Consider the following 12,812-nt stretch of genomic DNA (forward strand, 5'->3'; position numbering starts at 1 on the left):
ACACCAGAGCCGCCGAGCCCGCCAGGGAAACCGGGGCGAACCAGAGCCGCCAAGCCCACCAGACCGCCGAGCCCGCCAGGGAAACCGGGGCGAACCAGAGCCGCCAAGCCCACCAGAGCCGCCGAGCCCGCCAGGGAAACCGGGGCGAACCAGAGCCGCCAAGCCCACCAGACCGCCGAGCCCGCCAGGGAAACCGGGGCGAACCGGAGCCGCCAGAGCCGCCCCCGCCCAGGACGCCGAGCGGACGGCTAGGGCTGGCCCTGGCCCCAGAGCAGTGCCCCCAGCCACGCCCCCAGAATCAGCAGGCAGGCGAACAGCTCGGTCAAGACGCTGGTGCCGCCGTTCCGCATGGCCGTCCGCGTCGCCGTCACCGCCTCTCCGTGGCCGCCGAGCCGCAGCCGCTCCCCGGTGTAGATCCCGGCCACGAAGCCGGGCAGGGCGCCGAGCACGGGGATGACGCAGAAGCCGAGCAGGGCCCCCGCCCCCGCGAAGAGGGCCATCCGGCGCGTCGCACCGCTGGCCCGCAGCCGCCGCGGCGGCAGTTGCCAGCGCACGGCCTGTGCCGCGAGGAGGACGGCGGACGAGCCGACGAGAATCAGCCAGGCGAGGCCGTTGGGGTCCTGCAGGGCCCACCACAGGACCGCGGCCCACACCAGCCACGGCCCCGGCACGCCAGGTACCAGCACCCCGCACAGGCCCAGCAGCATCACCACCGCGACCAGCAGGAGTTCCCAGACTCCCATCTGCCCAGAATGCGACAGATCCCGCGAAGCCGCAGGTCAGGTTAGCCCCGCAGGTCGGATCAGCCCCGCAGGTCGGGCGAGCCCTGGGGCGGGCGCGCCCGGCGAGCCACCCACTGCCGTTCGTACGCGTGCCAGCCCAACTGCAGCCGCGTCGTCACGCCCGTCAGCTCCATCAGCCGCTTCACCCGTCGCTGTACCGTGCGCAGCCCGAGGTCGAGCTGTTTCGCCACGCTCGCGTCGGTCAGGCCCGCGAGGAGCAGGGAGAGGATCTCCAGGTCCGTGCCGTCGGGCCCCTCGGGGCCGTCCTCGGACACGGTGCGGCCGTCCTCGCCGAGGCGCAGCGGCAGCGCGTCCCGCCAGACCGCCTCGAACAGGCCCGAGAGGGATTCGAGGAGGCCGCTCGCGTGCACCACCAGCGCGGCGGGCTCGGCGGTGCGCGAGGTCAGCGGCACCATCGCCAGGGCGGCGTCGGAGATCACCAGCTTGGTCGGTACGCGCTCCACCACCCGTACCTGCTCGCCGCGGCCCGTCGCCGCCGCCAGTTCCGTGAGGCCGGTCGGCAGGTCGAGGACCGAGCGCTCGACCACCACGCGGTAGCGCACGCCGCGGCCCGCGGCCACCTCCTCGGCGTCGTTCTCCATGCCGGAGACGGCGATGGGGCTGCCGGTCACCAGCGCGCACACCTCGTCGCTCGCCCCGAGCTGGAGCTGGAGGAAGCGCTGCGAGACGGCCGCCGCGCCCGTCACCACCTCGACCAGGTCGTGGACGGTCGGCTCGGCGGCCCGCGCGCGGTACTCCTCGGCGAGCAGGGTCGCCGCCAGCTCGGCCTTCTCCAGCTCGTGCCGCCGCTGGGTGAGGAGTGCGCCGAGCGCGACGCCGGGCGGCGCCGCCACCCAGCGGCCCGCCCTGCCCGAGGCCTGCGCGGCCAGGCCGTGCCGTTCGAGGCGGCGCAGCGCGCGCTCCGTCTCCGGTTCGGCGAGGGTGAGCCTGCGTGCCAGGTCGGGCACGTCGGCGGCGCCCACCGCCACCAGGGCCCGGTACGCCGACTCGTGCGTCTCGTCCAGACCTATCGCTGCCAGCATGCGGCGACGTCCCTCCCCAGGCTCCGTTCCGACGGCCCGATCCGGCGGCGCGCGGCGGGAAGCAGCCACGGCGTGAACCCGCCCCGGAACATCATCCCCCGGCCGGGGATTCCGCATACGGGCCCGCCCGCACCTCGTGGGCGGCTCGTGGATTGAACCCGCCGCCACGGGGAACGCGGGCCACAGGTCGGGCGCGCTCACCGGCGCCCGTCACGCAGACCGTGGCCCGCGCGTGCGACGTACGACGCGCGCCGGTCACACCGGCACCGCCGGGCGGGCCTCCCGTGGGGGGTGGGTCCGCCCGGCGGCCCTCGGTGTCCCCGGGGTGGCGCCGCCGCCTCCCGCCATGGCCGGAATTTCCGGAAGCACCGTTTTCGTACGGGCCGAGCGGTGGAAAATTAGGGGCATGAGCCAGCAGGGGGAGAGGCGCACCGGTCGCGACGACGACTGGTGGGGGCAGCTGTACGACGAAGCCACGCAGGACGCGGGCCCGGCGCCCGCGCAGGACACCCTGGACGACCGGTTCGCCTCGGCGGCGGACGCGGTGCAGGAAGCGAACGCGACACAACAGGCCGCCCCCGCCGGCCCCGCGCCAGAGCGGCCCGCCCCTGCCGGGCCCGCGCCAGAGCGGCCCGCCTCCGCCGGGCCCGCGCCAGAGCGGCCTGCCCCTGCCGGTCCCGCGCCAGATCGGCCCGCCTCCGCCGGCCCCGCCCCCGCCGCCCCCGCCCCCGTCCCCGCCCAGCGTTCCGGTGACTCCCCGGGCGGTGCCCCCCCAGGGGGCGCCTCCCCGGGCGGAGACCTCCCGAAGACGCCTCCGGAGCCTCCTGCGAAGACCCCTCCGGAGCCTCCCGCGAAGACCCCGCCGGAGGCCCCCGCGGAGACCCCGCCGGAGGCCCCCGCGGAGACCCCGCCGGAGACCCCGCCGGAGGCCCCGAGGACGGCCCCGGCGGACGCGGCGTCCGTGGGCGTGACGCCTCCGGTGAGCCCGGCGCGCCCCGCCGCGGGGCCGTCGGCCGGGACGCCCGGCGTCCTCGCCCCCTGGGAGCCGCCCGCCGGGCCCGGCGGCCCTGTGACGTTCGGCTCGGGGGCCGGTCCGGCGGTCGCCGGGGCCGACCTGTCGCCGCCCGGCGGGCCCGGCGGCCTCCGGGGGGCCGAGCCACGGCCGGCCGGGACCGGGTACGTGGGTGACGGGCCGCCGACCTACGAGGCCGAGCCCACCGCCCTGCCCGCCGCCGACCCCGACGACCTCGGCGATCTCGTCGCCGACACCGTCCTGGACGGGGCCAGGTACGGCACCTGGACCCTGCGCGCCGCCTCCCTGCGCGGCGACTCCGCGAGGTACCGGGGCGAGCCGCGCCGCGACTCCCTGCTCACCGCCCGCTTCGGCAGCGGCGACGACGCCCTGCTGCTCGTCGCCATGGCCACCGGCGCCCGCGCGACCCCCGGCGCGCACCGGGCCGCCGCCGAGGCCTGCGCCTGGATCGGCGGGGCCGTGGGCCGCAGCCACCGGCGGCTCGCCGAGGACATCAGGGCCGCCCGGCGCGGCGACCTGAAGTCGGGCCTGCACCGCCTCACCGACCGCAGCCTCGGCAGGCTCCGCGCGCACGCCGCCGACCTCGGCCTCGACCCCGGCGAGTACGCGGCGTCCCTGCGCTGCCTCCTGCTGCCCGCCGACCCCCGGTGCCGTACCCGCGTGTTCTTCGGCGTCGGCGCGGGCGGCCTCTTCCGGCTGCGGGACGGCGCCTGGCAGGACATCGAGCCGCGCGTCGCCGACGCCACCGGCGAGGCCGTGGTCGGCTTCGGCTCACCGCCCCCGCGGACGGCGGAGGGCGACCGCCTCACCATGGACCTGAACATCACCACGCCCCCGAGCCCCTACGAACGGGCCGCGGAGCCGCCCCGCGAACCGTTCCGGTTCCGTGCCTCGGTCGCCCGGCCGGGTGACACGCTCCTGCTGTGCAGCGGCGGCCTCGCCGAGCCCCTGCGCGGCGAGCCGGAGCTGCCCGAACACCTCATCCGCCGATGGCACAAGAGCGGCCCGCCGGGCCTCGCGGACTTCCTGGCCGACGTCCAGGTGCGGGCCAAGGGGTACGCGGACGACCGTACGGCCGCGGGCGTCTGGGAGGCATGACCGCCCGACCTGTGAATTCATGGACCCAGCGGGGGAACGAGGACCGGGTCCACGGATCACCAGGCTGGAGAGGTGCGTACGGCATGGCCAAGCAGAACATCGCCGAGCAGTTCGTCGACATTCTCGTCCGCGCGGGCGTGCGCCGCCTGTACGGAGTCGTCGGCGACAGCCTCAACCCGGTCGTCGACGCCATCCGCCGCACCCCGGACATCGACTGGGTCCAGGTCAGGCACGAGGAGACCGCGGCCTTCGCGGCCGGCGCCGAGGCCCAGATCACCGGGAAGCTCGCCGCCTGCGCGGGCTCCTGCGGCCCCGGCAACCTCCACCTCATCAACGGCCTGTACGACGCCCACCGCTCCATGGCGCCCGTCCTCGCCCTGGCCTCGCACATCCCTTCCAGCGAGATCGGGCTCAACTTCTTCCAGGAGACCCACCCCGACCGGCTCTTCCAGGAGTGCAGCCACTACAGCGAGCTGATCTCCAGCCCGAAGCAGATGCCCCGGCTGCTCCAGACCGCCATCCAGAACGCGGTGGGCCAGTCCGGCGTCAGCGTCGTCTCGCTGCCGGGTGACATCGCGGGCGAACCGGCCCCGGCCAAGGCCGCCGAGACCGCCCTGGTGACGTCCCGGCCCTCGGTGCGCCCCGGCGACGCGGAGATCGAACGGCTGACGAAGATGATCGACGCGGCCGACAAGGTCACCCTGTTCTGCGGCAGCGGCACGGCGGGCGCCCACGCCGAGGTCATGGAGTTCGCCGAGAAGATCAAGGCGCCGGTGGGCCACGCCCTGCGCGGCAAGGAGTTCATCCAGTACGACAACCCCTTCGACGTGGGGATGAGCGGGCTGCTCGGCTACGGCGCCGCCTACGAGGCCACCCACGAGTGCGATCTGCTGATCCTGCTCGGCACGGACTTCCCGTACAACGCCTTCCTGCCCGACGACGTCAAGATCGCCCAGGTCGACGTGCGCCCCGAACACCTCGGGCGGCGCTCGAAGCTGGACCTCGCGGTCTGGGGCGACGTCCGCGAGACGCTGCGCTGTCTGACGCCGCGCGTCGCGCCGAAGAAGAACCGCAAGTTCCTCGACAAGATGCTCAAGAAGCACGCGGACGCGCTCGAAGGCGTGGTCAAGGCCTACACCCGCAAGGTCGACAAGCACGTCCCGATCCACCCCGAGTACGTGGCGTCCGTCCTCGACGAGGTCGCCGCGGACGACGCGATCTTCACCGTGGACACCGGCATGTGCAACGTCTGGGCGGCCCGCTACCTCACCCCCAACGGCAGGCGCCGCATCATCGGCTCCTTCAGCCACGGCTCGATGGCCAACGCCCTGCCGCAGGCGATCGGCGCCCAGTTCGTCGACCGCGGACGGCAGGTCGTCTCGATGTCCGGCGACGGCGGCTTCTCGATGCTGATGGGCGACTTCCTCACCCTCGTCCAACACGATCTGCCGGTGAAGGTCGTCCTCTTCAACAACTCCTCGCTCGGCATGGTCGAGCTGGAGATGCTGGTCGCGGGCCTGCCCTCGTACGGCACGGACAACCACAACCCCGACTTCGCCGCCATCGCCCGCGCCGCCGGTGCCTACGGCGTCCGCGTGGAGAAGCCCAAGCAGCTCGCGGGCGCCCTGAAGGACGCCTTCGCGCACAAGGGCCCCGCCCTCGTCGACGTCGTCACCGACCCGAACGCCCTCTCCATCCCGCCCAAGATCAGCTCGGACATGGTGACCGGCTTCGCGCTCTCCGCGGGCAAGATCGTCCTGGACGGCGGCGTGGGCCGGATGCTCCAGATGGCCCGCTCCAACCTGCGGAACATGCCGAGGCCCTGACCCACCGCCGCACCGCCGGGGCCCTCAGGCCGGCCGCAGCCGCAGCGTCACGATCTGGAACGGCCGCAGCGCGAGCGAGAGCCCGGCCTCGCCCGTCTCCGCCTCGCGCAGCGGCTGTTCGAGCAGGTCCGTGACCTCCGCGCGCGCCACGGGGAACGACGTGGCGAGCGTGGCCGCCGCCCGGCCGCCGCGCGACTCGTAGAGCCGTACGATCACGTCGCCGCCGCGGTCGTCGGCGAGCTTGACGGACTCCACCGTGACCGCCGGGTGGTCGACGGCGACCAGCGGCGCGAGCGACGGTGCCGCCGCCACCCGCAGCGGCAGGTTCAGCGCGAGGCCCCCGGCCACCGCGTCGCCCGTCGTCGCCCCGGGCAGCAGCGCGTACGTGAAGCGGTGCGTGCCCTGGTCGGTGGCGGGGTCCGGGCTGTGCGGGGCCCGCAGCAGCGTGAGCCGCACCGTCGTGCCGAGCGCCCCGCCGTGCTCGGCGCGGCTCACGTCGTGGCCGTACGTCGCGTCGTTGAGCAGCGCGACGCCGTAGCCCTCCTCCGCGACGCGCAGCCAGCGGTGCGCGCAGATCTCGTACCGCGCGGCGTCCCACCCGGTGTTGGCGTGGGTCGGCCGGTGCACATGGCCGAACTGGATCTCGGCGGCCGAGCGCTCGGCGTGCACGTCCAGCGGGAACGCGGCCTTGAGCACCTTCTCCGACTCCCGCCAGTCGACGTCCGTGACGACGTCGACCCGCCTGCTGCCCGCGTCGAGCCGCAGCTCCTGGGTGATCCGGGATTTCCCGAAGGCGCGCACCACCCGCACCGCGACCCGCAGCGGCCCGTCCTCGACCAGTTCCACGGACTCCGCGTCCGTGAGGTCGGTGTGCCGCCGCCGGTAGTGCTTGTCGAGGTCCCAGGCGTCGTAGTGCGTGGGATGGTCGGGGTGGAGCTGGAGGAGGTTGCCGGGGGCCGCGAGCACCTCGCGCCCGGCGTCCAGGTCCCTGACGGAGGTGAGGAGCCCGGCCGCGTCGACGGTCACGCTCAGATGCTCGTTGGTGAGGAGGATCGCCTCCCCGGTGGTGTGCGCGACCGCCCCCGGGCCGGCCCCGTGGTCCGCGTCGTCCAGGCCCCGGGTGCCCAGCGCGGGCACGGAGACCCGCGCCAGGGCGCCGCCACCGGTGTCCACGACCTCGTCGCGGGCGTACGGCGAGGCGTTCAGGACCGCGGGCCCGCCCGCGCCGAGCGACCGCACCGCCGCCGCGGTGACCTCGTCGAGCTCGGCGAGGACCCGCCCGTAGGTCTCCCGCGCCTCCCGGTGCACCCAGGCGATCGAGGACCCCGGCAGGATGTCGTGGAACTGGTGCAGCAGCACCGTCTTCCACAGCCGGTCGAGGGTGTCGTACGGATAGACGTACGCAGGGTCGCGCACCGCCGCCGCCGTGCACCACAACTCCGCCTCGCGCAGGGCGTGTTCGGAGCGCCGGTTGCCGCGCTTGGTGGCGGCCTGGGTGGTGTACGTGGCGCGGTGCAGCTCCAGGTACAGCTCGCCCGACCAGACGGGGGCCTGGGCGCCGTACTCCTCCTCGGCCGCCGCGAAGAACGCCGACGGCTTCTCGATCTCGACGCGCGGTGAGCCCTCCAGGGAGCGCAGCCGCCGCGCGCGCTCCATCATCTCCCGGGTGGGGCCACCGCCCCCGTCGCCCCAGCCGAACGGCACCAGGGAGCGGGTCGCGCGGCCCTTGTCGGCGAAGTTCCGCTCGGCGTGGGCGAGTTCGGCGCCGTGGAACTGGGAGTTGTAGGTGTCGACGGGCGGGAAGTGGGTGAAGACCCGGGAGCCGTCGATGCCCTCCCACCAGAAGGTGTGGTGCGGCATCTTGTTCGACTGGTTCCAGCTCAGCTTCTGCGTGAGGAACCACCGGACGCCCGCGAGCTTCGCGAGCTGCGGGAAGGCCGCGGTGTACCCGAAGGAGTCCGGCAGCCAGATCTCCTCCGTCCGCACGCCCAGCTCCTCGCGGAAGAACCGCATGCCGTGCGTGATCTGCCGGGCGAGCGCCTCGCCGCCCGGCATGTTGGCGTCCGACTCGACCCACATCGAGCCCACCGGCGCCCACGTCCCGTCCGCGACCGCCTTCTTGATCCGCTCCCAGATGTGCGGCTGGTGCTCCTTCACCCAGGCGTACTGCTGCGCCTGGGAGCAGGCGAAGACCAGCTCCGGATACTCCTCGGCCAGGGCGGTCACATTGGCGAAGGTCCGCGAGGCCTTGCGCACCGTCTCGCGCAGCGGCCACAGCCACGCCGAGTCGATGTGGGCATGGCCCGCGGCCGACACGCGGTGCGCACTGGCGTGGGCGGGCTTCGCCAGCACCTTCGCCAGCGCGGCGCGGGCCGCGGCGGCCGTGCCGGACACGTCGTGCAGGTCGAGCGCGTCGAGCATGTCTTCGAGCGCCCGCAGGATCTCGTGGCGCCGCGGCCGGTCGGCCTCCAGCTGCTCCATCAGCTCGGTGAGGACCTCCACGTCCAGGACAAGGCGCCATACCTCCTCGTCCAGTACGGCCAGATCGGCAGACGCGAATCGGTAGATCGGAGTACTGCCTGCGGTCAGGACGTCGCCAAGGGGCGTCGGCACGAAGTCGTGCAGGACCGCGGGATTGGCCGCCGCTTCCAGGAGCAGGTGCACCGGCTCACCGCCCTCGGCGGGGGAGGCCACCGGAATATGCCGGTTGCGCGGGTGAACGCCCTTGATCGGGACGCCGGCCGCGTCGTAGACGAGCCCCTCCGCCTGGAACCCGGGTCCCTCGCCGGTGAACCCGGGGTCGACGACCACTTCGACGCGGCGCCCGCGCCACTCCTCCGGCACGACGCCCTGAAGCCGGAACCAGCTCGTGGACCAGGGCTTTCCCCACTCCGTGCCGGTCTCGAAGGGCTCGAATTCCGCGTCGAGGGCGGTCGCCGCCGGCACCGGTTCGCCCGGCGCGTGCCAGACGGAGAGGGCGAGCGGCACCCTGTGCGCGTACTGGGCGGGTCGGATGAACTGGCGCAGCGCCCGCTCCAGGCGGCCTTCCACCAGCAGTCTGTCGTCGTGCACGCGGGCTCCTCGAACGCTCGGAGGCGGGGTCCACGGCTTCACTTCCCCGCGAGCCCGCGGCACACCCCTGCCGATGGTTGATGATTCGACAGGAGTGCCGGTCCCGGCCCGGGGCATGCATTCCGAGAAGCAGTTCGAGCTAGGAGGCCAGGACATCGCTCTGTGGGCGGGGATCATGACGAGGCAGATACGTGGGGGCCCCGGGGGGCTGGGGAACCCTTCGGCGAACGCGGCGGAAGGAGAAGCCGGTGCCGTGCCGGCGGGCCCGGTCACGGCCCAGCTGAGGCGCAGGCTGGCCAAGGCGGATCTGCGCGCGGTGTCCGAGGTCAGGGGCGCCCTGCGGGAGTTCCTGAGGCAGTGGGGCAGACCGGGCACGGCCGACGTGGCCGAACTGCTCACCAGCGAACTGGTCACGAACGCGCTGGTGCACACCGATGACGACGCGGTCGTCACCGCGAGCATGGGCCCGCGCGGTCTGCGCGTCGAGGTGCGCGACTTCGTGGGGAGCCGCCCGGAAGCGCGGGAGCCGGACACCGGCGACAGTACGCACGGCAGGGGTCTCGTCCTGGTGCAGTCGCTCGCCGACGCGTGGGGGGTGCGGGCCCATGGCGTGGGCAAAGCGGTGTGGTTCGAACTGGGCGGCGGCAGCGCGGCCTGAGCACCATGTCGCCCAGGTGTCGGTGACGGTGACGGACGGCGGAGCGGCGCCGGAGAACGCCGGAGCGGCGGTGACACGGTCAGTACCGGGTCACCGCCGCTCCGTTCGTGCCGGGTCACCGCGGCTCCGTTCGTGCCGGACCGGGCTCAGCCGAACTGCTGCTCCAGATCCTTGAGCTTCCGCTCCAGCGAGTCGAGCCGGGGCAGCGCCTGCGTGTCGTCCTCCGCCGTGAGGTCGACGGTGACGGGGGCGGCCTCGGAGTCGCCCCTGACGGCCTGGAGGGAGGGACGGGCGCGCAACGGCAGCTGTTCGTGCCCGGCTATCGCAGGGTCCGCGCCGACCTGCGCGGGCGCCGCGCCCGAGGAGACGGCCTGTACGTCGACCTGCCGGCCGCCCCGCGGGTAGCGGCGCTGGCCGCGGCTGATCGCCTTGAGCCGGGCGCGCTCCAGCTTCTCCTTGTCGCGCCGGTGCATCCGGGTGCGCTCCTTCTCCCTGCGGTCCTCCCGCACCTCCTCGACGGCCTCGTCCAGGGAGCGCACGCCTTCCAGGAGCATCAGCGACCAGGCGCCGAAGGTCTCCCGAGGCGCGCGCAGCCACCGCACGATGCGGATCTGCGGCAGCGGACGCGGCACGAGGCCCTGCTCGCGCAGTGCCGCCCTGCGGGTCTGCTTCAGCGCGCGGTCGAAGAGCACCGCCGCCGAGAGCGACATCCCCGCGAAGAACTGCGGGGCACCCGCGTGGCCGAGGCCCCGCGGGGCGTGCACCCAGTTGAACCAGGCCGCGGCCCCGGCGAACGTCCACACCAGCAGCCGCGAGCCGAGCGCCGCGTCGCCGTGGCTCGCCTCGCGCACGGCGAGGACGGAGCAGAACATCGCCGCGCCGTCCAGGCCGAACGGGACGAGGTACTCCCAGCCGCCGGAGAGGCTCAGGTTCTGCCGGCCGAAGCCGACGAGTCCGTGGAAGGAGAGCGCGGCGGCGACCGCCGCGCAGCAGAACAGCAGGACGTAGGAGGCGCTGCCGTAGATGGCCTCCTTGCGCCTGCGGCGCTCCTCGCTGCGTTCCCATGAGTCGGCGCCCGAGGCGTCCTTGTCCGCTTTCGCGGGGCCTCGCTTCCCGCGTGCGAGCACCGCCACCGCCACCAGCACGCCCAGGAGCAGGACGCCGCCGGGGAGCAGCCAGTCCAGCGATATGTCGGTCAGTCTCATCTGGGGTCCCTTGCGTCGCGGTAGGGCGTTTCGGCGCCATATTGACCCGATCGCGACGGCGCACAAGGGGTTTCGGGGCAAGAGGACGCCAAGGGGGTGCCAGGGAGCACTGAGAGCGCGTTCTCACTCGAACACGCTGCGGGAAGACGGCAGTTCAGTTCGACCGAATTCAGTTCGACCGAGGTCAGTTCGACGAGCGGACGCGCAAGGGTGGGGCGCGGCGCGGGTTCAGTTCGCCGCGGCGGCCGCGCTCAGCCGGGCGACGCGCTCCTCGTCGCAGGTGCGCGGGCAGGTGACGCAGGTGTCCTCGGGGCGCAGCGTGTAGAACATGCAGCAGCTCGCCCGGTCCCGGGTGGGCAGCGCCTCGCCGCCGGGACCCGTCAGCTCCCGGAAGCCGGCCGTGCCCACGTACGGCTTGGTGGCGCCGGGGAGCAGGAGCTCCAGCTCCGTCATGGCGCGCCGCTCCTCGCCGAGGAGGTGCGCGACGTACCAGAGGCCCTCGACGATCTCGTCGGTGGCGACGCTCCACAGGGCACGCGAGCGGCGCCGCATCCGGGGGCCGAAGCCGTCGAGGAGCGGGCCGAGGTGCTCGGCGACCGCCTGCCGCACCTCCGCGCGCAGCGCCTCCTCGTCGGGGACGACGCGGGCGCCGGGCAGCGCGGTGGCCGGGTCGTCCGGCAGGCAGGCGAAGCTCTCGGCGCGTACGGCCATCCGGCCCAGGGTGCGCTGGAAGGAGACGTTCTGCACGGGGTAGCGCGGGACGCGGCGGTGCAGGAACCAGGGGACCGTGATCAGCAGGGTGGCGGGCCAGGCGTACCGGTGCAGACCGAAGCCGGCGATGACGTCGGGCCGGGCCTGGGTGCCGTAGTCCTTCTGCACCTGCGCGCTGTCCCAGGCGAGGAACGCGTCGAGGTCGTCCCCGGCCTCCGCGAGCCGGGCCGCGGTGACCCAGCCGCCGCCCTGGGGGGCCTGCTCGCCGGGGCCGAACTCGGTGATGCGCAGTCCGGAGTACACCGCGAAGAGGCGGGCATAGGAGTCCGCCACGGCGCTGGGGGCGCTCGGTGCGGGCGCGGCCAAGGTCTGAACGGACATGCGGGGACCACCGAATCGCGATCGATTGCAGGTAAGCCTTACCTTACCCGACATGATCGAGGTTTCAACCGGGGACGTGTCCGCCTAGGGTGCCTCTCGTACGTTTTGGTGACGCGGGAGCGAATGGACGCGGGTGGACGTGGTGGAGCAGGCCGGGGCGCGTGAGGCGGGGCCCCTCGCGGGGGCGCCGCGCGTGCGGGTGCCGGAGCAGCCGGGGCCCGGGGGCCGCGGGGCCGCGTGCGGGGAGCCCGCGCACGGCGCGGCAAAGGGGCCGCGCGGGACGGTGCGGCGCAACTCCGTACGGGAGCAGATCCTCGACGCGCTGCGGGCCGCGCTGGTGGGTGGTGAGCTGAAGCCCGGCGAGGTGTACTCCGCGCCGGTGCTCGGCGAGCGCTTCGGTGTCTCCGCGACCCCCGTCCGCGAGGCCATGCAGCAGCTCGCGAGCGAGGGGGCCGTGGAGGTCGTCCCGAACCGCGGCTTCCGGGTCACCCGGCACAGCGCCAGGGAGCTGGGGGAGCTGGCGGAGGTGCGGGCCCTGATCGAGGTGCCGGTGATGATGCGGCTGGCCCGCACCGTCCCCGCGGCACGCTGGAACGGGCTGCTCCCGCTCGCGGAGGCGACCGTGAGGGCGGCGGCGGACGGCGACCTCGCGCGCTACGCGGAGGCGGACCGCGCCTTCCACGGCGCGGTGCTCGCCCTCGCGGGCAACGGGCAGCTCGTCCAGGTCGCCGCCGATCTGCACCGGCGCTCCCAGTGGCCCCTGGTCGGCGGCCCCGTCGCGGCCCGCAGGGCCGACCTCGTGGCGGACGCGGCGGAGCACATGGCGCTCCTCGAAGCGCTCGTCGCCCAGGACATCGACGTCGTCTCCTCCCTGGTGAGGGAGCACTTCACCGGGGCGGACGACCGGGCCTAGGTGTATTGACCCGCAGGGTTGTTGACGCGGTTGATGGGCGGGTGTCCGCCCAGTGCGGTGTGGCAGCGGTGGTGGTTGTAGGTGTGGAGG

Annotated in this window: 9 protein-coding genes; 4 read left to right on the top strand and 5 right to left on the bottom strand. The window is 74.2% G+C overall.

Translation table 11 applies throughout. The features are described from left to right. Positions 1-248: 248 nt before the first annotated feature. Positions 249-743: a DUF456 domain-containing protein gene (locus AB0I16_RS29910; RefSeq protein WP_363252738.1), complete on the bottom strand. Its 495-nt coding sequence runs from the start codon at positions 741-743 to the stop codon at positions 249-251. Positions 744-802: 59 nt separating this feature from the next. Continuing rightward, positions 803-1,825: a helix-turn-helix domain-containing protein gene (locus tag AB0I16_RS29915; protein WP_363252739.1), complete on the bottom strand. Its 1,023-nt coding sequence runs from the start codon at positions 1,823-1,825 to the stop codon at positions 803-805. A gap of 406 nt (positions 1,826-2,231) precedes the next feature. Here AB0I16_RS29915 and AB0I16_RS29920 point away from each other — a divergent pair, with 406 nt between their 5' ends. Both AB0I16_RS29920 and AB0I16_RS29925 read left to right on the top strand, forming a co-directional pair. Beyond that, complete coding sequence (locus tag AB0I16_RS29920; RefSeq protein ID WP_363252740.1) at positions 2,232-3,956, top strand: protein phosphatase 2C domain-containing protein; 1,725 nt, start codon at positions 2,232-2,234, stop codon at positions 3,954-3,956. An 83-nt stretch (positions 3,957-4,039) separates the two neighbouring features. Further along, positions 4,040-5,782: a pyruvate dehydrogenase gene (locus AB0I16_RS29925; protein ID WP_363252741.1), complete on the top strand. Its 1,743-nt coding sequence runs from the start codon at positions 4,040-4,042 to the stop codon at positions 5,780-5,782. A gap of 24 nt (positions 5,783-5,806) precedes the next feature. On the opposite strand, the gene AB0I16_RS29930 is transcribed toward AB0I16_RS29925, so the two are convergent. Then, a complete protein-coding gene (locus AB0I16_RS29930; protein ID WP_363252742.1) occupies positions 5,807-8,854 on the bottom strand; it encodes a glycoside hydrolase family 38 C-terminal domain-containing protein in 3,048 nt (1,015 codons plus the stop codon). A 175-nt stretch (positions 8,855-9,029) separates the two neighbouring features. On the opposite strand from AB0I16_RS29930, the gene AB0I16_RS29935 reads away from it, so the two are divergent. After that, complete coding sequence (locus AB0I16_RS29935) at positions 9,030-9,512, top strand: ATP-binding protein (protein WP_363252743.1); 483 nt, start codon at positions 9,030-9,032, stop codon at positions 9,510-9,512. A 146-nt stretch (positions 9,513-9,658) separates the two neighbouring features. Here the strand turns inward: AB0I16_RS29935 and AB0I16_RS29940 are convergent, their stop codons facing one another. Beyond that, positions 9,659-10,717, bottom strand: a complete 1,059-nt coding sequence (locus AB0I16_RS29940; protein ID WP_363252744.1) for a DUF2637 domain-containing protein — start codon at positions 10,715-10,717, stop codon at positions 9,659-9,661. A 228-nt stretch (positions 10,718-10,945) separates the two neighbouring features. Beyond that, positions 10,946-11,809 (bottom strand): (2Fe-2S)-binding protein, encoded by an 864-nt coding sequence (locus AB0I16_RS29945; RefSeq protein WP_363252745.1) that lies wholly within the window; start codon positions 11,807-11,809, stop codon positions 10,946-10,948. 142 nt (positions 11,810-11,951) lie between these two features. Between AB0I16_RS29945 and AB0I16_RS29950 the strand changes: the two genes are divergently transcribed. Then, positions 11,952-12,722, top strand: coding sequence for a GntR family transcriptional regulator (locus AB0I16_RS29950; RefSeq protein ID WP_363252752.1), 771 nt, complete (start codon positions 11,952-11,954; stop codon positions 12,720-12,722). Positions 12,723-12,812: the final 90 nt, after the last annotated feature.

Origin of the sequence: Streptomyces sp. NPDC050703 (genome assembly GCF_040654435.1) — a bacterium.
Classification (GTDB): Bacteria; Actinomycetota; Actinomycetes; order Streptomycetales; family Streptomycetaceae; genus Streptomyces.

Excerpts from the sequence above, each read along its gene's own strand:
- AB0I16_RS29910 (WP_363252738.1), bottom strand. The coding sequence starts at position 743 with ATGGGAGTCTGGGAACTCCTGCTGGTCGCGGTGGTGATGCTGCTGGGC.
- AB0I16_RS29915 (WP_363252739.1), bottom strand. The coding sequence starts at position 1,825 with ATGCTGGCAGCGATAGGTCTGGACGAGACGCACGAGTCGGCGTACCGG.
- AB0I16_RS29920 (WP_363252740.1), top strand. The coding sequence starts at position 2,232 with ATGAGCCAGCAGGGGGAGAGGCGCACCGGTCGCGACGACGACTGGTGG.
- AB0I16_RS29925 (WP_363252741.1), top strand. The coding sequence starts at position 4,040 with ATGGCCAAGCAGAACATCGCCGAGCAGTTCGTCGACATTCTCGTCCGC.
- AB0I16_RS29935 (WP_363252743.1), top strand. The coding sequence starts at position 9,030 with ATGACGAGGCAGATACGTGGGGGCCCCGGGGGGCTGGGGAACCCTTCG.
- AB0I16_RS29940 (WP_363252744.1), bottom strand. The coding sequence starts at position 10,717 with ATGAGACTGACCGACATATCGCTGGACTGGCTGCTCCCCGGCGGCGTC.
- AB0I16_RS29945 (WP_363252745.1), bottom strand. The coding sequence starts at position 11,809 with ATGTCCGTTCAGACCTTGGCCGCGCCCGCACCGAGCGCCCCCAGCGCC.